The sequence below is a fragment of the Cellvibrio mixtus subsp. mixtus J3-8 genome (genome assembly GCF_000766945.1).
Lineage (GTDB): Bacteria > Pseudomonadota > Gammaproteobacteria > Pseudomonadales > Cellvibrionaceae > Cellvibrio > Cellvibrio mixtus_A.
Genome location: NZ_KN266207.1, coordinates 1094208 through 1113082 on the forward strand (window position 1 = coordinate 1094208; position 18875 = coordinate 1113082).

The window sequence follows — 18875 nt, forward strand, 5'->3', positions numbered from 1 at the left end:
CAAACCGACTTTCTAATCGGCTGACTCGCTAATCGAAAAGTCATATGAAAAGCGTTGTTAAGCTGCCGTAACTCCGTTGTTCTTACGAGTTACGCTAAAAAGTAAACTAATAAGTGACCCTATGAACCCGACAAACCGTTCCCATCTGCTAGCGCTAGGCTTGGCCTCATTCTGCATCCTGTCATTAGCGGGATGTAACTCCCTGAAAAAACCCGACAATGCAGTTGTCGAGGTGCCTCAAGTAATTCCCTCAATCCCATCAGATGAAAAACAATTAGGCGCCAAGCTCCGTGAAAGCACGGGCGACTACGGCAATCTGTGGAATGAAATCACTGAAGGTTATGGTTTACCGTCAGTAGGTGATGAGAAAGTGTCCAAGCATTTGCGTTGGTACTCTAATAATCAGAAGTACCTGGATCGGGTTACCGCACAAAGCAAGCCTTATCTTCACTATGTCGCCAACGAATTGCGCGAAAATGGTTTGCCACTGGAATTAGCGCTACTCCCTATTGTTGAAAGTGCTTACGATCCTTTCGCTACTTCGCCGAGCAAAGCCTTGGGAATCTGGCAGTTTGTTCCCCAAACCGGGCGCAATTTTGGATTGAAACAAAACCAATGGTATGACGGTCGCCGCGATGTAGTCGCCTCAACTGATGCTGCTGTTCGTTATCTCAAGCGTTTGAATACTATGTTTAATGGTGACTGGTTGCTAACAATCGCAGCCTACAACGCAGGAGAAGGAACTGTCCGCCGTGCCATTGAACGCAATCGCAAACAAGGAAAAGGAACCGACTTCTGGTCACTTCCTTTATCACAACAAACCCAGTCTTATGTACCGCAACTACTAGCATTATCAAAAATCGTCGCTGATCCGGAAAAATACGATCTCGAATTAGACGAAATCCCCAATAACCCCTACTTCACTACAGTGAACGTGAATTCCCAAATTGATTTAGCCCAAGCTGCACGTATGGCGGATATTGACCCTAAAGAGTTACGCAACCTGAACGCGGGTTATAACAAATGGATTACCGACCCCACCGGCCCCCATCAATTACTTATCCCCATTGCCGACGCCGCTGAATTTACCTTGACGCTGGATAAGCTCCCTAAAATTGCCCCAGTGCAATCCAGCGGTGATTACAAAGTAAAATCGGGCGATACCCTGGGTTCAATTGCCAAACGTTTTGGCACCAGTGCTGCTGCCCTGCAAAGTGCAAACAACCTCAAATCAACCCAACTGCGTGTAGGGCAAAGCCTGACGATTCCCGGACAATCACCATTAAGTTCTCCCTATGCCATTCAAGCCGAACAGGAAATCGCCCAACGCAACCAAAAAAATACCGGCACTTACTACACCATCCAATCCGGTGACAGTTTTTGGACCATCGCTAAAAAGCATGGCACCAGCGTGAATAATTTATTGAAATGGAATGACCTGGCGAGCAATGCCAATCTCAAACCCGGTCAAAAATTATTGGTGGTTAATAAAACACCAGCGCAGCCACAGGACAACAAAATTACGTATCAAATCAAGTCGGGCGATACACTGCACAAAATCGCCGATAAGTTTTCGGTATCCAAAAAAGACATCCTGAGCTGGAATAAAGTCAAAGATGAAAGTTACATCCACCCGGGCCAGGAATTGACGATTTTTTTGAGCGCAACCAATTAATTAAACGACTCATCGTTACCCAAACCACAAGGCCAGTCACACACTGGCCTTTTTATTATCCGGAAGCGATTAACAGCGGAACTTTATCCGTCTAGAATCTGCCTACCTTCTTCCTGTAAGCGCATCCGGCCAGGGTCATCCCTGATCAATACGCAACCAAAAAAATCAACTTTGCCTGACAAAGATAACCAAGGAGTTTTTATGTCTACGAGCCCATTGGCCGGTCACCTATTACCATTGGATTTATTGGTAGATCTTCCCAAATTAATTGATGCTTATTACGCAAACAAACCCGATGCCGGTATTCCCGAGCAACGTGTTACTTTTGGCACTTCAGGTCATCGCGGCTCCTCCTTTAACACCAGTTTCAATGAGAATCATGTGCTCGCGATTAGCCAGGCAATTTGTGATTACCGAGCAAAAGAAGGTATAACCGGCCCACTGTTTTTAGGGATCGATACACATGCACTTTCAGAGCCGGCACAAATCAGCGCCGTAGAAGTGCTAGCGGCAAATGGTGTGGAAATTATGCTCGCCAAAGGCGGCGAATATACACCGACCCCTGCAATCTCCCATGCAATTCTTAATTATAATCGCGGCCGCAGTTCCGGCCTTGCCGATGGCATTGTTATTACCCCATCGCACAACCCCCCGGATAACGGTGGCTTTAAATACAATCCACCCAATGGTGGCCCGGCTGATAGTGATATCACCAACTGGATGCAAGCGCGTGCCAATGAGTTGCTGGAAAACAAACTGCAAGGTGTTAAACGCATTGATTACCAGCAAGCCATAAAATTAGCGACGACCCACAATTTTGATTTCATTAATCATTACGTTAACGATTTGGTTAACGTTATTGATGTGGAGGCTATTCGCGGAGCTAACGTCCATATGGGTGCAGATCCACTGGGCGGCGCCGGCGTAAATTACTGGAGCGCAATTGCGGATCGCTACCAATTAAACCTGAAAGTCCTTAATACCGCTGTTGATAAAACCTTCTCATTCATGACCGCTGACTGGGATGGAAAAATTCGTATGGACCCATCCTCCGCATACACCATGCAAGGCATGGTTGAGCGTCGCAATTTATTTGATGTGGCTTTTGCGTGTGATGCGGATCATGACCGCCATGGCATAGTTGCACCCAGCTGTGGATTGTTGCCGCCCAATCATTACCTCGCCGTCGCCATTGAATATTTGTTTCAGAATCGCCCGCAATGGAAAGCAGAAACCGCTATCGGTAAAACCGTAGTGAGTAGCGCGATGATCGATAACGTTGCAAAAAAATTGGGCCGTCGCTTATATGAAGTACCGGTTGGTTTTAAATGGTTTGCACCAGGCTTATTTGACGGATCACTCGGTTTTGGTGGCGAAGAAAGCGCCGGCGCGTCTTTCTTGCGCATTGATGGCAGTGTATGGGCAACCGATAAAGACGGTATTATTCCATCACTGCTCGCTGCAGAAATCAAAGCACGTACCGGACGCGACCCGGGAGAGCGCTATCAAGCATTAGCCGATGAGTTTGGGCATGCAGCAGAAGCACGCGTTGAAGCCCCGGCAAATACAGCACAGAAAAAAGCCCTTTCAAAATTATCACCGGAACAAATTACATCCACTGAATTGGCGGGCGATAAAATTGACAGCATCCTGACCCATGCACCGGGCAATAATGCGGCTATCGGTGGAATTAAAGTTATCAGCAAAAGCGGCTGGTTTGCGGCGCGGCCATCAGGCACTGAAGAAATTTATAAAATTTATGCCGAAAGCTTTAAAGGCAAAGAGCATCTGCAAGAGTTGATTGCTGAAGCGCAAACCATTGTCGACAAAGCTATCTCTTGACCAGCAATTGCAATAAACGTAAATATAAAAGCCGCTCCCAAAGCGGCTTTTATATTTCAATCACAATTACCTCATACTTTCGGTAGGGGAATCCAATCTGTTTCGCCAGGCACCATGGTAAACCCGCCATTCGTCCAACGCTCACCTGCCCCGCGCACTTTTTCGCGCGATGAAGCCACAAAATTCCATAATATAAATCGGTCCCCCGCCAATGGCTCTCCACCAAACAACATTATTCGCGCACCCGCGTTTGTTTTTATAACAGCAGATTGATCCAATACACCAACATGGAATTCAGGAATAATGTCGTCACCAATACTAATCTCACCCTGCACTACATACACCGCTAATTCTTGCTGCGGGAAATCCGGTCGATAGTCAGCACCGGCACCCAACTCCAAATCCAGATAGATTGTTTTACTGGCAGTTTTTACGGGTGATGAAATACCAAACGCCTCACCAATTAACACGCGCCCTTTAATACCAGTAAGGTTAATTGCTGGAATACGCTCGGATGCATAGTGCGCAAATGATGGATCACAATCCTCCTGGTCCGTAGGCAATGCCAGCCAGGTTTGAATACCTTCAACAGTAGTTTTACTTTCTCTTACATCATCAGGCAGGCGTTCTGAATGGACGATACCGCTACCCGCCGTCATCAAATTAATGGCGCCCGGCTCAATGCGCTGCACAATACCCAAGCTATCGCGATGCATCATTGCACCGGAGAATAAATAAGTGACTGTCGCCAAACCAATATGTGGATGTTGGCGTACATCGCCCGCCGTAGTGCCCGCTTCAAAATGTGCAGGCCCCATATGATCCACAAAAATAAACGGGCCTACACGCTGCTTTAAGCGTGAAGGCAGCAAACGCTTAACGGTAAAACCTATGTCCTGGGTGCGAGGTGGAATCAATAGCGTCATGATAGTTCCCGTTTTGAAAAAGCTAATGTGTACTTAAAAATCAATTGGTCTTTAAATCGATTGGTCTTTAAATCGATTCTCTAAATGATTGAGTAACGCGGTTAAACGATAGGGCTGATATTTCCGTTGTTTGTAGACCGCATAAATCGGTGTAGATTGCCCCTGGTATTTTCCATCCAACAATTTCATCAGCCGGCCCTGTGCAAGTTCTTCGGTTAGGTCCAATGCTGATTTGTAGATAATGCCATGGCCAGCCAACCCCCAGCGCCGCACAACATCACCATCGTTAGTATGGCGATTACCATTAATGTGAATTTCAACAAGCTTGTTGTCACGATAAAAAATCCAGTGGTTGTAAGGACGATCATTGCGATAAAAATACAGGCAATTGTGATGCTCCAAATCCTCCAGGGAATCTAATGCCGGCATACGCGCGACATAACCTGGTGACGCAGCCAATATTCGCTGGTTATCACACAGTTTGCGCGCAACCAGCGATGAATCACTTAACTCACCATAACGAATCACCAGATCCAGATTATCGCGATACAAGTCCTGCATAAAATCAGAAAAATCCAGGCGCAAAATAATGCGTGGATATTGCTGCTGGAAATCATCGAGGACACCCAGCAGTAAATGCCGCCCGAGGTCCGAAGGCAACCCGATACTGATTTCACCGGCAACCGCCGTCTGTAAATTGCGCAACTCCGACTCTGCATCTTCCAATGCGCCCAGCGCCTGTTGTAAATAGGGAATCAAACTCTGCCCTGCTGCACTCAAATGCAAACTGCGTGTGGTACGCTCCAGCAAGTTCACATCCAATGCCAGCTCTAAACGTTTGATCGCCGCCGAAACAGCAGCGTTGGTAACGTTCAATTGTCGTGCGACCTCACTCATGTTGCCGCTTTCGGCAACACGCAAAAACAGCTCAAGGTCTTGCAAGGAGTAAGATTTGGTCACAGCGCACCAATTATCAAAAAATAGTTGATAGTCATTTAAGCAATATAGCGATTATCAAAAAAACATCTAGCCCCTAGACTGCCCTCATTCGCCATTAACCCAAGGAGTTATTATGAAAGCCGTTGCCCTGAAAGCCTATTTGCCCATTTCCAATCCGGAATCTCTACTCGATGTCAGCCTGGATAAACCAACACCAACCGGGCACGATTTATTGATTGCTATAGACGCCATATCGGTAAATCCGGTGGATACTAAAGTTCGCAAACCTAAAGACAAGGTAGAGGAAAATTATCGGGTATTAGGGTGGGATGCCGTTGGGCGTGTAGTTGCAACAGGTTCAGATGTTACTTTATTTAAAACCGGTGATCAGGTTTATTACGCCGGTGATATTTCACGCGCAGGTAGCAACAGTGAATTCCAATTAGTGGATGAGCGTATTGTGGGACATAAACCTAAAAGCCTCAGCAATGCCCAAGCAGCCGCTATACCACTCACTGCCATTACTGCATGGGAAGGATTATTTGATCGGTTGCGCATTCCGCAAAATAAAAATGCCACAGCCAAAACGTTATTAATTATCGGCGGTGCCGGTGGCGTAGGCTCAATTGCAATCCAGCTTGCAAAGACATTGACCAACGTAAAAATTATTGCCACCGCGTCGCGTCCTGAATCAGTCGAATGGTGTAAATCTCTCGGTGCAGATCTTGTGATCGATCACAGCAAATCATTTACTGATCAACTAAAAGCCCATGGCATCAATGGTGTCGATTATATTTTTTGTTTGAACAACACCGACCAGCATTGGGCATCCATTGCCGATGCAATTAAACCCCAAGGCCATATTTGTTCAATCGTAGAATTAAGTGGCGCAGTGGATTTGAATTTACTGAAAAATAAATCCGTCAGTTTTAGCTGGGAGTTAATGTTCACTCGTTCATTGTTCACCACTGACGATATCATTGAGCAACACAAGCTATTAAATCGTGTGGCCGAATTAATCGATGCAGGAAAATTAACCACCACAGTTACCGAAGTATTCACACCTATCAATGCTGCCAACTTGCGTAAAGCACACGAAAAAATTGAAACAGGAAAGACTATCGGCAAAATAGTTCTGGAAAATTGGGCCTAAATCAACGCAGTACCCAGGAGAAAAATGATGAGTCACTCAAAATTATTTTCACCGTTAACACTGGGTGATCTGCACCTCAACAATCGTGTGCTTATGCCGCCCCTTACCCGTTGCCGTTCGGCACAACCGGGAAATATTCCTACCGATTTAATGGCAACCTATTATTCACAGCGCGCAGGCGCCGGATTAATTATTACGGAAGCCACACAAATTTCCCAACAAGGCCAAGGCTATTCATTCACACCGGGAATTCATTCTACCGAACAAGTAAGCGGCTGGAAAAAAGTGACCTCGGCAGTGCATGCACAAGGCGGGAAAATATTTGTACAGCTTTGGCATGTGGGCCGCATGTCACATCCCATTTTTCATAATGGTGAACTGCCCGTCGCTCCATCAGCTGTTCCGTTCCAGGGCCAGGTGTGGGTGTATAACGAAAGTACACAAAGTGGCGAAAAACTGGATTGCCCAACGCCACGAGCACTGACTCGTGAAGAAATCCAGCAAATTATTGAGGATTATAGAAACGCCGCCGCAAACGCCATTGCAGCCGGTTTTGATGGAGTGGAAATCCATGGTGCTAATGGCTATTTGATCGATCAATTCCTTCGCACTACATCCAACCAGCGCACTGATGAATATGGCGGTTCACAAGAAAATCGTTTGCGCTTTTTAAAAGAAGTGGTAAATGCAATTGTTGATGAAATTGGTGAGTCGCGTGTAGGCATTCGGTTGGCTCCATTCATTACCGCACGCGGAATGAACTGCCCGGAAATTCTGGATACGATTCAGAAAGCTGCCCAATTTATCCAACAAAAAAATCTGGCGTACATTCATCTCGCTGAAGCCGATTGGGATGATGCGCCGCAAATCAACGAAGAATTTCGCCAGGAATTACGCGGAAACTTTTCCGGGAGAATCATAGTGACTGGAAAGTACACCAAGGCACGCGCTGAAACGATTTTGGACCAGGGCTACGCCGATATGGTCGGTTTTGGCAGAGCGTTTATTTCCAACCCGGATTTACCGTTGCGCCTTGCCAATAGCTGGCCATTAGCGGAGTTAAATCCCGGCGCATTGTTTGGTGGAAACCACATAGGTTATACCGATTATCCTGTTTACCGGGAAAGCGAAAAGGAAACTGCCTGAAAATAAAAGGGGCCTGATTTACATCAGGCCCCTTTTTAAAAATTTTTATTGCACTATGAAATTGTTGTGGTGATATTGAATGTTCCATGAGACAACAATTTATGAATCGGGCATTTCTCGACAATCCCGGCTAGCTGTTGTCGTTGCTCTTCCGTCAAGTTTCCAACAAATTCGATGTTCATCGCCAAATTATATTCACCTGCCTTTTCTTTTGAATCATCACGCTCTATATCAATATTGATTGATTCAACTGGTATGCCGCGACGTTTTGCAAACATGGTTAAAGTGATTGCAGTACAAGCCGCCAGTGAAGAATCCAGCAAACCATGAGGATCTGGTGCGGTATCTTCGCCACCCACACCCGCTTTCACATCGGCAAATATTTCGTGGCCATCGATTTGTATGCGCTGGCGATAAATGCCATCGCTCGTTTTTTCTAACTGGATCATTAAACGTGCCGCCGTTCCAAATTCAAGAGGGATTATCGTTGCATATCGTACTTGCGCATTTTTTCAACCAATGTAGTACGACGCACACAGAGTCTATCAGCCGCACGTGCAACAACACCACCGCAATCGTTTAATGCCTGCTGGATTAAACTCATTTCAAGGTTGGTAATGTATTCACGTAAATCGATCCCCTGTTCTGGCAATAAAGGTGTGTCATTCATACTGACATAACTTGCACTTGCCCCTGCAGCAGAACCATTGGTTTTTGCAGACGCATGAACAAAGTCTTCATCGGTAACATCCACATGACGATATTTACCAGGCAAATCCTGCACCCCAATAACACCAAACGGATGCATTATCGCCATACGCTCAACGAGGTTCGCCAGTTCACGCACATTACCGCTCCATTCGTGCTGGCACAGTGACATAATTGCTGCAGAATTGAAACGAATTGAACCGCGCTGTTCACTTTCCATACGCGATACCAACTCATTGATAAGCAATGGAATATCTTCAGAACGCTCTTTTAATGAAGGCAGCTCAATAGGAAATACGTTCAGGCGATAAAATAAATCTTCGCGAAATGTATTACCGTCAATCATTTGTTCGAGGTTGCGATGCGTTGCAGCAATGATACGTACATCGACGGGCTGGGTTTTATTACTGCCAACACGTTCGAAACAACGCTCTTGCAACACACGCAAAATCTTGACTTGCATGTTCAATGGCATATCGCCGATTTCGTCCAGGAATAAAGTGCCGCCTTCCGCCATTTCAAAGCGCCCGGCACGGCTATTTATCGCTCCGGTAAATGCTCCCTTTTCGTGGCCAAATAATTCACTTTCCAAAAGCTCTGCGGGAATTGCGCCGCAATTAACGGGTACAAAAGGTTTGTCACGGCGTGGAGAGTTGTAATGCAGGTTACGCGCAACAACTTCTTTTCCCGTACCGGACTCACCAGTAATTAAAACAGAAACATCTTTGTCAGCCACCTGCGCCATCATCTCACGTACATTCTGGATTTCACGGCTCGTACCAACAAGGCTGCGAAATAAATGGACCGGTCGACGCTGGGGCTGGCGCTTGCTGTTTGATTGGGCCTCACGATACAACTGGGCACGATGTAATGTATCCACCAATTTATTGTAAGTGGGTGGTACAGACATGGTAGCAATCACCATAAAGCGATGAATGTCTTCCAGGCTATCGGCGACATATTGATTTTCATCACCCACCAAAACGACTGCCAATTCGTCATTCCAGGAACGAATTTCTTTTAACAGTTGCGCCAGGGATTGATTGCTATCGCGATGGTCGCCAATAAAAATGGCTACATAATCTTCACCACCGTTTTCTTCTGCAATAGCAGTTTTCCAGCCATCACTGGTAGTGACAAGAGTTGTTTCACTGAGAAAATCCAGGAGGATTTTTAGATCGTGCCGACGTGACGGATTATCGTCAATAACGAGAACTTTGTTGTTGCGCCACATACCCCAAGACCTTTTCATTTCATGCCAGACCACTGATTAATCGCTAACAATAACGATCAGGGCGGCGAGATGACTTATCGGAGTAAGTAATAGACGAGGCTGGGATTCTAGTCAAATTTATGACGAAAAGTTTTTGGCGTTTTAACATTTCTAAAACAACACGAGCAAATATTCGCCAAAAATATGCCTTTTATTGCGTGCATATAAAATTTTTATTCACATTGATAATTGATTGGAAATTATCCACGTTATTTTTATGACGAACTTCTTTTACGAAGAACCACTCGTTGCTTGTGGCGCGATTTCATCCCAACCGGACTTCACAGTTTTGAGTAGCTGAATCACTTCATTGATTTTTTCCACATCATTTTGTGACGAGGCTTCAAGCAGTTTAAAGTTGACATATTCGTACAACTGATCAAGGCGCTCTGAAATTTCACCGGCACTCATGTCCAGCGACGCACGCAATCCACCCACAATACTGATTGCCTTACCGATCAATTCACCTTTCGCAGCCAGATCGCCGCGCTCGATCGCTGCCTGGGCAATTGCCAAGCGACTTAGCGCACCTTCAAATAACAATTGGATCAGGCGATGGGGAGAGGCATTACTGACTTCTGATTCAATACCCAAGCGGCGATATTGTTTCAGTGCTTCTTGCGGATTGTAATTGGACACGGAATGACCCCTGCTAGCAGTTATGTCCATTAAGGCTAGCAGGGCCGCTCAACTTTTGCGAGTTTTGCTATAAAAACGAGCTTTTAAAAACCGAATTAATAACCTTAATTAACACTTCCGCAAATCAGGTTGCTTGCAGAAGTATTACTTCACGTTGACATTGGGCAATTAAACCGGCATAGACACCTTTGAGTTCACTTAATGCGCGTACCAATGTTGTTTTATCATCGCGATTGGCTGAGATCACACGATCAATCAACAGCACGCAAATGCGATCCAGGTGACGAACCCTTTCCCAATCCTCAGCCTGCAAGGCTTTAGTTAATGCTTGTTGCAGGCCGCGCATAGCATTTATGCCGACGTCCCCCTGATATTTTGGTGCGGGCACTAATTGAATACTCATGGTTTACCTCATTACACCTGATTAGAGATCGCATCCCAAGCGGATTTTATTTCGCCAAGCAACCGGCCACATTCATCCAGGTATTCGGGATTATTTTCGTAGTTAGCCTGGGTAAGGCGGCGGATAACATAGTCGTAAAGATTGTCGAGATTCTCGGCAAGCTTACCGCCCTCTTTATCATTCAAGCTACCTTGCAACCCACCGACTATGGCAACTGCCTTGCCAATCATTTCCCCTTTGCGAGCATATTGATTTTGTACCATCGCCCCTTTTGCCTGGGCGATACGCTCAAGGGCGCCTTCAAATAACATTTGGATTAAACGGTGTGGCGAGGCAGATTCAACACCAGAATGCACTTTAACGCTGGCATAATTTTGGACGGCGGAATAGGAATTCATAAATCACCATTGAATGTTCGAATTTTTGCATTGCTATTGCCAGCGCAGAATGAATAATCACTGGACCTTAAAGCTAGCGGCATAATTTCCAAAACCTTTAACCGGAATCTGATCAAAATGCGTAAATCCGTCCTTATTACCGGGGCATCTACCGGTATAGGTTATTTTGTTGCCCACGAACTAAAGAAAGCCGGCTACCAGGTTATTGCGTCTTGCCGTAAGCAAGAGGATGTAACAAGACTGCAAACTGAGGGACTAGACGCTGTGCTTATTGATCTTAATGATTCCGTATCAATCCAAACTGGATTTATCAAGGCCATGGATATAACCGGTGGCAAGTTATACGCGCTATTTAATAATGGGGCTTACGGCCAGCCAGGTGCGGTGGAGGATTTATCACGCGAAACATTACGCGCACAATTTGAAACCAATGTGTTTGGTTGGAGCGAACTCACCAACCTGGTATTGCCGGTTATGCTCAAAGAAGGTACCGGCAGGATTATCCAAAACTCTTCAGTATTAGGTATCGCAGCAATGCCCCTGCGCGGCGCGTACAATGCCAGCAAATATGCAATTGAAGGGCTCAGTGATACCTTGCGGCTGGAACTTAAAGATACCGGCGTTTACGTGAGCTTGATTGAACCCGGCCCTATATTCAGCGAGTTTCGCAAAAATGCGCTCACCGCATTGCAAAAGAATATCCACATTGATAACAGCAGGCACAAACAAACCTATCAAATTGCCATCAATAGATTAAGCAAAGAAACCAGTACGACACCTTTCACCTTAGGTCCCGATGCTGTTTACAAACGCGTAATTCACGCCCTCGAAAGCAAGCAACCGCAGGCCCGCTATTATGTAACTGTACCCACTTATCTGGTGGGATTTATGAAACGCATCCTGCCTGTTTTCTTATTGGATAAGCTTCTGCAAAAACTAGGGGGATAGTTCATTCCCGATTCAGTATTTGCGCTTAGAGTTATAGGAAACAACCGAAGGATATAAGTATGAAAACGCGCTTATCTTTATTTATGAGTATTGTATTGATTGTGCTCTTACCCAATGTCGTTAGCGCCGGCTCATTGCGTTGCGGCAGCAAACTTGCACAGATCGGTGATACCAAAGCAGAAATCATTGAAAAGTGCGGTGAACCAATAATGACTGATGCTTATTGTGCGCCCTTGGTCGCCGCCAACCAGATTCAGGGAACGCAGAATGGAAATAATAATATCCAAAATAATATCGCAATTAGCACCTGCGAGAATGTAGACATATGGACCTATAAACCCGGTAGCGGAAAATTCATAACCAATCTCTACTTCAGCAATGGCCAATTACAAGTCATACGCTATGGCGATAGAGTGAAATAACAGCAGATTGAAAAACTATTGCGCAAACTGAATTACTGTATATAATCACAATAACTGTATAAATAAACAGATTCAGGAGTGCATCATGTCAGACTTAACACCGCGCCAGGAAGAAGTATTAAACCTTATCCGTAAATATGCCGAGGAAACGGGTTATCCTCCTACGCGCGCGGAAATTGCCCGCATTCTGGGCTTCAAGTCTGCCAATGCTGCTGAAGAACACATCAAAGCCCTGGCTCGCAAAGGCGCCATTGAAATCATACCGGGTGCATCACGCGGCATACGGCTCCCCGAAACCCATAATGGAATTCCCATTGTTGGTCGTGTAGCAGCTGGCAGCCCTATCCTTGCCCAGGAACACATTGAGGATTATTGCAACATTCCCTTCAACTTCTTTTCCCCCAGTGCTGATTATTTGTTACGTGTACATGGTATGAGCATGAAGGATGTTGGAATAATGGATGGTGATTTATTAGCAGTGCATCGAACAGACCAGGCCCATAATGGCCAAATCGTTGTAGCAAGAATAGGTGAAGAGGTTACGGTAAAACGCTTTAAGCGTACGGGTAGTAAACCGCAAGTCGAACTGTGGCCCGAAAACCCTGATTTTGATGTTATCCATGTGGATATGCGCGATCAGGAATTTAGTATCGAGGGTTTAAGTGTAGGAGTAATTCGCCGTGACTAATCTTGCCCGCATCAAATCAAGCAATACAGGTCATCAACAACCACTGGGTGGAGTAACTGAGCTGGTATTGACTAGCGATACCCCTGAACAATTAGCATTGCTTATGCCCATGATCGCCTATCTTAGCAATAGCTCTCAGGATCGTTGGATAACCTGGATAGCACCACACAATATTAGTCGTGAATTGTTAGAGTCCTACGGAGTAAATACACGTTATATCCGTGTAATTCATTGCCACGATCAACTAAGTTTATTGTGGGTTACATGGGAAGCATTAGCAGCAGGGAACAGCAATACAGTAATTTCCAGCCCGGGAAAATTAACTGATAAAGAGTTGAATCAACTTGAAACTGCGGCAATGAAAGGAAAATGCCAGGGTTTGTTATTGCGGGTTCGCTAGCAGGAAGCAAATTGCTACAGAAAAGGAGTTAGTGCAGCATCAATTTTTCAGTATTGCTCAGCTCATCTGCGAGATCATCAAGCATGGACTCCGCCTGTTGATCCGCAATATCACCCGCAGCTTCCATACCAGCCTCAATCATTGCTTTAGCAACATTGAATTTATCCTCGCCAAGAAACGCCAGCGATTCCTGAGAGAAACGAATAGTTACCAAAGGTTCATTGCCCTCATCGTCAGCTCGGGCTAAAGCCACATCACCATTGATAAGCTCAATAATTTCATAAAACGATGACATACAAACCTCTGCATAAACCGGGCGCGCATTCTAGCATTGCAACCATTCAAAACCTATTGCTTCATAAAGTATCAGCAATCCTGGGTGATGCATGCAGAAACAAACAAGAACCCTCCGCAACAAACCGGCAATAATTCGCTAATGCCCCCGGCAATAGTACCACTTCACCTGCAGAAACCACCTGATGGTGAGCATCCCACATGAGGCTTAATTCGCCTGCGATTGACATAACTAATGAATAGCCAGATAAATCAGGCTGATAAGAGCCTGAATTAATGTTAATTCTATGCACGAAGAAATCATCAAAACAGACAATTTTTTCTACTTTGACCTGCTCATTGCTAACTAGAATTTCGGGTAAAGGTATTTGGAGGCAATCAATATTCACAATAGATAGAGCACTTTCGGTATCCCAATGGTTTTGGGTTAACACCTTTTGTGCAAAGCTCAGAATCTTTCTCTCGTAAACCGGGGTTTGAAATTCAACCACCCTGACACCGTGCTGGAGGGCATGGGGAACAAGTGTCGGAATAGCCAATGTATCGCCCACCGTTAACGGCAAATGATTTACAAAACTATTCATTAGCGCTTTTAAGCGTTTCTCTTCCTTGATTAATTCTTTATTTTCAATGGATTGTGATAACTCTTTAATCCAATTTTTTAATTGCTCCACCGGGATTGGGGCATCAGGATTAAAATTATTTAATCGACACAACTCGTCCAATTTTCCATCTAAAACGCGCCGTACCTGTTCATATGCCCTGACCGCATTGAGATAAGCTTTTTTAAACTCCTCCGCACTCTCATATTCGTCCCTTTTTTTCGGTGCAAAGCCTAACTGTATTACACCTTTACCGTCAGGCCAGGCTTGTTCATTTACATGGGTAACAACATACACTTCTTGTTTTTCTTCATGTAACTCAAAATAGAGGTCACCATAAACATCGTCAGGTAATGGATCCAATACTTTCAATAAAATCAACGGCTTTTGATTTGCCTGTGGAAATAAAGATAGGACCCAGGGTAAAGGCAAATTACCATTCTCCCCTCGCACTGCAGCTTGCCCACGTATCTCGATACCTGTGAACCATATTTCTTGCCCCCAGGGTTTGGGGATATAGACAGGATCCAATACCCATGGAGCAGAAACATTAAAAATTGAAAAATGATTTTTTGCAGTAAATTGCCTTATTGACTCCAGGTCTGGCAGCAACGATTGGATAACAGGCACAAGTTCTGCCGAGAATGGAAAAACACTAAGATGGATAAACGAGCAGCCTGATTCGCCAGTATGGATTAATGCAATTAATTCAATGGTCGGTTGACCGGGCAAATAAGTTTGGATGTATTTGAAATGAAGTGCAAACGCCTGATCATCAATTACTTCGGATACCTCCCGGGTTTTAGATAGTTGCTCCGCGACCCAGGCATCTGGCCGTACATTTTCATCGAGGCTAAAACACTTCAAGGCAAATCTCACTAAAAAGATAATGGCAGAGTTTACCAGAGGATTACCAAAAATCCCGCCAATCCAACTGCGTCAAATTGTAACCTCAAAATAAAACAGCCAATCTTTCGATTGGCTGTTTTTATGTAGCTATCGCAGCTGTTTAATATTAAAACCACAAATCACCGGTTAATTTAGTCGCTCCAAAACAGTGGTAATGCCCTGCCCCAAACCAATACACATTGTGGAGACACCGAGATTCAAATCGCGATCCTGCATCACTGTCAATAAGGAACCAGTGATACGAGTTCCAGAACAGCCAAACGGATGGCCCAGTGCAATCGCACCACCATGCAAGTTCACTTTATCATTCATCACGTCCAGCAATTTCAGATCTTTAAGTACAGGCAAGGCCTGTGCTGCGAATGCTTCGTTAAGCTCCACAACATCTATATCATCGATAGTTAAATTGGCCGCTTTCAATGCTTTTTCCGTTGAAGGTACGGGACCGTAACCCATAATGGATGGATCTACACCCGCAAGCCCCAGAGACACAACCTTGGCAATCGGTTTCAATCCAAGCGATTTGGCACGTTCCGCCGACATTACTAGCATGACAGAAGCACCATCACTCAACTGCGACGAAGTACCTGCAGTGACCTGACCATTTTTTGGATCAAATACGGGAGGGAGTTTTGATAATGCTTCCACTGTTGTTTCAGGGCGGATTGTTTCGTCCTGATCTACTGAAATTAAAAAACCTTCAGTATTGTGCCCATCAACCGGAATAATTTCGCGTTTAAATTTTCCTGTTTCACGCGCCTTGGCTGCCAATTGATGAGAACGCGCTCCAAATTCATCCATTTGCTGGCGGTTAATTCCGTGCAGGAGCGCAAGATATTCTGCTGTCATTCCCATATTGCCCGCCGCTTTCGCAACTGAGAGCCCCAATAATGGGTTAATGCTAACAGACTCATACATAGGCAAATGCCCCATGTGCTCTACACCACCAATCAAATAAACATCCCCCTGCCCTGCACGAATATTGACGGTAGCCGTATGCAAGGCCGACATAGATGAACCACAAAGGCGATTAATGGTTTGCGCAGGAATTGTGTGCGGCAGACCGGCAAGCAACAAAATATTCCGGGCAATGTTAAATGCCTGCTCTTCGCGCTGCATTACGCAACCCCACAGCAAATCGTCAATCGTATTCGGATCCAATTGTGGATTGCGCGCTAATAATCCCTTGATAATTGCAGCGGAAATATCGTCCGCACGCACATGACGGAAGCAGCCATTTTTAGAGCGCCCCATAGCGCTACGAGCGTAATCGACAATAACAACGTCGCGTGGTTGTAAGCTCATTATTTTGACTCCTTAACCGTAAAATTTCTGATTATTAGCTGCTTTGGTTTTCAAACTATCTGGCGCAGAATACAACGCACCAAGATCACTGAATTTATTCGCCAAATCACAAAATGCCTGGGCACCAATGGAGTCAATCCAACGGAATACACCACCCCTGAACGGTGGAAAGCCGGTACCATAAACCAAAGCCATATCGGCTTCCGCTGCTGTTTCTACTATGCCTTCATCCAGGCAACGCGTTAATTCAGTGGCCATTGGGATCATCATACGCGCAACAATATCTTCATCGCTCAACTCCACTACACCGGTCATAGTTGGCTTGAGAATTTCTACCACTTCAGGCGCAACCACTTTGGCAGGCTTGCCTTTTTTATCCAGCTCGTAATTGTAAAATCCTTTTTCATTTTTCTGCCCAAGGCGACCCGCGGCAAAAAGCGCATCAGTGCAAGATGTGAAGTCGCGTTTCATACGATCAGGAAAACCATCCGCCATTACTTTTTCTGCATGCACAGCAGTATCAATTCCTACAACATCAAGTAAATAAGCAGGCCCCATTGGCCAACCCCAGGTTTCCATCAGCTTATCAATGCGATGAAAATCCACACCATCGCGCACTAACATGGCAAACCCGGCAAGATACGGAAATAACACACGGTTAACCAAAAAGCCGGGGCAATCTTTGACAACGATAGGTTTTTTACCCATGGCATTGGCATAAGCGACTGTACGGGCAACAGCGTTATCGGAGGTTTTCACACCGCGAATAACCTCTACTAACGGCATCATATGCACCGGGTTAAAAAAGTGCATACCACAGAAATTTTCTGGCCTTGCCAATGCTTCTGCCAAAAAGGAAATGGAAATCGTGGATGTATTTGATGCAATAACAGTATTCGCATTCACTTTTGCTTCGACTTCAGCCAATACTGCTTTTTTTACTTTTGGATTTTCAACAACAGCTTCAACCACAATATCTACCTGATCAAAGCCATCATAACTTAATGCAGGCTCAATCCTGTTTAACACATTACCCATTTCTGCCGGTGAGAGCTTTTTGCGCTCTACACGCTTGCTAATGAGTTTATTAGCCTCAGACAAACCCAAATCTATCCCTTTTTGGGCAATATCTTTCATCTTGATTGGCACACCTTTAAGTGCTGATTGGTATGCGATGCCACCACCCATGATGCCTGCACCAAGAACTGCAGCGCGCTCGATTTTTTTGTCCGCTTTTTTCTCCCAGCCTTTTGCTTTTTTGCTGAGCATTTGTTCATTGATAAAAATACCGACCAACGATTGAGCAACAGGGGTTTGCGCCATTTTGGCAAAGTTTTCTGCTTCAGCTTGCAACGCTTCGTCACGACCTTTATCTGCCGCTTTTTGCATTGCTTTGATCGCACTGACGGGAGCAGGGTAATTACGACCAGCTTGCGCACCAACAAATGCTTTGGAGGTTTCGAAGGCCATCATTGATTCAATAAAATTCAACTTAAGTGGACCTTTTTTCTGGGTGCGACGCGCCAGATAATCGAACTTGCCAGCGATGCATTGCGCCAGGCAATTCAATGCTGCATCCCTGAGTTTTCCAGGCTCTACCACCGCATCTACAACCCTGGCCGTCAGTGCAGCATCAGCATCATTTTCTTTGCCAGCAGCAATCCATTCGACTGCTGTATCTAACCCTGCAACACGAGGCAAGCGCACAGTACCACCCCAACCTGGAATTATTCCAAGCTTGGTTTCCGGTAAACCTACTTTCGCTGCAGTGCTTGCAATACGGTAATCGCAAGAAAGACAAAACTCCAAACCGCCGCCAAGAGCAAAACCATTTATCGCTACCACCGTTGGGAATGGGAGATCTTCAAGACGGCAAAAATTACGGTTATTAGTTGCAAGATGACTGGTAATATTTTCCGGACCTGACGCAAAAACAGCGCCAAATTCCATAATATCCGCCCCGACAATAAACACATCCTTGGCGCTCGTCACCAGTAAACCTTTAATATCTTTAGTGCTCTCCAGCAAATCAAGTACCTGCTGAAGTTCAGACACAGCAAGCAAATTAAATTTATTCACTGACTCGCCTTGCAGGTCAAAGGTCAACTCTGCAATACCTTCAGGCAGCAGCGAAACCTTAAGGGCTTTTCCTTGGAACATAATCAAATCTCTCATTGAAATAAGGAGGGAAAATCTGAATTTGAG

General features: G+C 45.2%; 19 protein-coding genes. 8 read left to right on the forward strand and 11 right to left on the reverse strand.

Annotated elements, in window-relative coordinates; translation table 11 throughout:
- Nucleotides 1-121 precede the first annotated feature (121 nt).
- Together A596_RS09645 and pgm are read left to right on the forward strand one after the other, a co-directional pair.
- Entirely contained in the window at nt 122-1675 is a 1554-nt protein-coding gene (locus tag A596_RS09645; protein WP_052417367.1) for a LysM peptidoglycan-binding domain-containing protein, read from the forward strand.
- Between the two features lie 201 nt (nt 1676-1876).
- Nucleotides 1877-3517: a phosphoglucomutase (alpha-D-glucose-1,6-bisphosphate-dependent) gene (pgm, locus tag A596_RS09650; RefSeq protein WP_039913996.1), complete on the forward strand. Its 1641-nt coding sequence runs from the start codon at nt 1877-1879 to the stop codon at nt 3515-3517.
- Nucleotides 3518-3588: 71 nt separating this feature from the next.
- Here pgm and A596_RS09655 read toward each other — a convergent pair whose 3' ends face one another.
- A complete protein-coding gene (locus A596_RS09655; protein ID WP_039913999.1) occupies nt 3589-4443 on the reverse strand; it encodes a pirin family protein in 855 nt (284 codons plus the stop codon).
- A gap of 51 nt (nt 4444-4494) precedes the next feature.
- On the reverse strand, nt 4495-5403 hold the full coding sequence (locus A596_RS09660) for a LysR family transcriptional regulator (RefSeq protein ID WP_039914001.1): 909 nt from the start codon (nt 5401-5403) through the stop codon (nt 4495-4497).
- Nucleotides 5404-5515: 112 nt separating this feature from the next.
- On the opposite strand from A596_RS09660, the gene A596_RS09665 reads away from it, so the two are divergent.
- Entirely contained in the window at nt 5516-6535 is a 1020-nt protein-coding gene (locus tag A596_RS09665; RefSeq protein ID WP_039914002.1) for a zinc-binding alcohol dehydrogenase family protein, read from the forward strand.
- A gap of 27 nt (nt 6536-6562) precedes the next feature.
- Nucleotides 6563-7681, forward strand: coding sequence for an alkene reductase (locus tag A596_RS09670; protein ID WP_052417368.1), 1119 nt, complete (start codon nt 6563-6565; stop codon nt 7679-7681).
- A 53-nt stretch (nt 7682-7734) separates the two neighbouring features.
- Here the strand turns inward: A596_RS09670 and A596_RS09675 are convergent, their stop codons facing one another.
- From A596_RS09675 to fliS (A596_RS09695), 5 genes are all read right to left on the reverse strand, one after another.
- Complete coding sequence (locus tag A596_RS09675) at nt 7735-8130, reverse strand: OsmC family protein (protein ID WP_039914004.1); 396 nt, start codon at nt 8128-8130, stop codon at nt 7735-7737.
- 32 nt (nt 8131-8162) lie between these two features.
- On the reverse strand, nt 8163-9623 hold the full coding sequence (locus A596_RS09680) for a sigma-54-dependent transcriptional regulator (RefSeq protein ID WP_039914005.1): 1461 nt from the start codon (nt 9621-9623) through the stop codon (nt 8163-8165).
- Nucleotides 9624-9893: 270 nt separating this feature from the next.
- A complete protein-coding gene (fliS, locus tag A596_RS09685) occupies nt 9894-10301 on the reverse strand; it encodes a flagellar export chaperone FliS (protein WP_084128182.1) in 408 nt (135 codons plus the stop codon).
- Nucleotides 10302-10425: 124 nt separating this feature from the next.
- Nucleotides 10426-10704 (reverse strand): hypothetical protein, encoded by a 279-nt coding sequence (locus A596_RS09690; RefSeq protein WP_052417369.1) that lies wholly within the window; start codon nt 10702-10704, stop codon nt 10426-10428.
- Nucleotides 10705-10715: 11 nt separating this feature from the next.
- Nucleotides 10716-11102 (reverse strand): flagellar export chaperone FliS, encoded by a 387-nt coding sequence (gene fliS / locus A596_RS09695; protein ID WP_039914006.1) that lies wholly within the window; start codon nt 11100-11102, stop codon nt 10716-10718.
- Nucleotides 11103-11219: 117 nt separating this feature from the next.
- Here fliS (A596_RS09695) and A596_RS09700 point away from each other — a divergent pair, with 117 nt between their 5' ends.
- The 4 genes from A596_RS09700 to A596_RS09715 all read left to right on the forward strand — a co-directional run bounded on the left by A596_RS09700 (nt 11220) and on the right by A596_RS09715 (nt 13560).
- Entirely contained in the window at nt 11220-12050 is an 831-nt protein-coding gene (locus A596_RS09700; protein WP_039914007.1) for an SDR family oxidoreductase, read from the forward strand.
- Between the two features lie 59 nt (nt 12051-12109).
- A complete protein-coding gene (locus A596_RS09705; protein WP_039914010.1) occupies nt 12110-12472 on the forward strand; it encodes a DUF2845 domain-containing protein in 363 nt (120 codons plus the stop codon).
- Nucleotides 12473-12557: 85 nt separating this feature from the next.
- The gene (gene lexA, locus A596_RS09710; RefSeq protein WP_039914011.1) at nt 12558-13160 is read left to right on the forward strand and encodes a transcriptional repressor LexA; all 603 of its coding nucleotides are present in this window, start codon (nt 12558-12560) and stop codon (nt 13158-13160) included.
- On the forward strand, nt 13153-13560 hold the full coding sequence (locus A596_RS09715) for a cell division inhibitor SulA (RefSeq protein ID WP_039914012.1): 408 nt from the start codon (nt 13153-13155) through the stop codon (nt 13558-13560). The genes lexA and A596_RS09715 overlap by 8 nt, the downstream gene beginning before the upstream one ends.
- A gap of 28 nt (nt 13561-13588) precedes the next feature.
- On the opposite strand, the gene A596_RS09720 is transcribed toward A596_RS09715, so the two are convergent.
- The 4 genes from A596_RS09720 to fadB all read right to left on the reverse strand — a co-directional run bounded on the left by A596_RS09720 (nt 13589) and on the right by fadB (nt 18833).
- Complete coding sequence (locus tag A596_RS09720) at nt 13589-13855, reverse strand: hypothetical protein (protein WP_039914014.1); 267 nt, start codon at nt 13853-13855, stop codon at nt 13589-13591.
- Nucleotides 13856-13916: 61 nt separating this feature from the next.
- On the reverse strand, nt 13917-15335 hold the full coding sequence (locus A596_RS09725) for a cupin domain-containing protein (protein ID WP_152600135.1): 1419 nt from the start codon (nt 15333-15335) through the stop codon (nt 13917-13919).
- 156 nt (nt 15336-15491) lie between these two features.
- A complete protein-coding gene (gene fadA, locus A596_RS09730; protein ID WP_039914017.1) occupies nt 15492-16670 on the reverse strand; it encodes an acetyl-CoA C-acyltransferase FadA in 1179 nt (392 codons plus the stop codon).
- A gap of 12 nt (nt 16671-16682) precedes the next feature.
- A complete protein-coding gene (gene fadB, locus A596_RS09735; protein WP_039914594.1) occupies nt 16683-18833 on the reverse strand; it encodes a fatty acid oxidation complex subunit alpha FadB in 2151 nt (716 codons plus the stop codon).
- Nucleotides 18834-18875 lie beyond the last annotated feature (42 nt).

Excerpts from the sequence above, each read along its gene's own strand:
- A596_RS09700 (WP_039914007.1), top strand. The coding sequence starts at position 11,220 with ATGCGTAAATCCGTCCTTATTACCGGGGCATCTACCGGTATAGGTTAT.
- A596_RS09655 (WP_039913999.1), bottom strand. The coding sequence starts at position 4,443 with ATGACGCTATTGATTCCACCTCGCACCCAGGACATAGGTTTTACCGTT.
- pgm (WP_039913996.1), top strand. The coding sequence starts at position 1,877 with ATGTCTACGAGCCCATTGGCCGGTCACCTATTACCATTGGATTTATTG.
- A596_RS09705 (WP_039914010.1), top strand. The coding sequence starts at position 12,110 with ATGAAAACGCGCTTATCTTTATTTATGAGTATTGTATTGATTGTGCTC.
- A596_RS09690 (WP_052417369.1), bottom strand. The coding sequence starts at position 10,704 with ATGAGTATTCAATTAGTGCCCGCACCAAAATATCAGGGGGACGTCGGC.
- fliS (WP_039914006.1), bottom strand. The coding sequence starts at position 11,102 with ATGAATTCCTATTCCGCCGTCCAAAATTATGCCAGCGTTAAAGTGCAT.
- fadA (WP_039914017.1), bottom strand. The coding sequence starts at position 16,670 with ATGAGCTTACAACCACGCGACGTTGTTATTGTCGATTACGCTCGTAGC.
- A596_RS09665 (WP_039914002.1), top strand. The coding sequence starts at position 5,516 with ATGAAAGCCGTTGCCCTGAAAGCCTATTTGCCCATTTCCAATCCGGAA.
- A596_RS09720 (WP_039914014.1), bottom strand. The coding sequence starts at position 13,855 with ATGTCATCGTTTTATGAAATTATTGAGCTTATCAATGGTGATGTGGCT.
- A596_RS09645 (WP_052417367.1), top strand. The coding sequence starts at position 122 with ATGAACCCGACAAACCGTTCCCATCTGCTAGCGCTAGGCTTGGCCTCA.
- A596_RS09675 (WP_039914004.1), bottom strand. The coding sequence starts at position 8,130 with ATGATCCAGTTAGAAAAAACGAGCGATGGCATTTATCGCCAGCGCATA.
- A596_RS09670 (WP_052417368.1), top strand. The coding sequence starts at position 6,563 with ATGAGTCACTCAAAATTATTTTCACCGTTAACACTGGGTGATCTGCAC.
- A596_RS09680 (WP_039914005.1), bottom strand. The coding sequence starts at position 9,623 with ATGTGGCGCAACAACAAAGTTCTCGTTATTGACGATAATCCGTCACGT.
- lexA (WP_039914011.1), top strand. The coding sequence starts at position 12,558 with ATGTCAGACTTAACACCGCGCCAGGAAGAAGTATTAAACCTTATCCGT.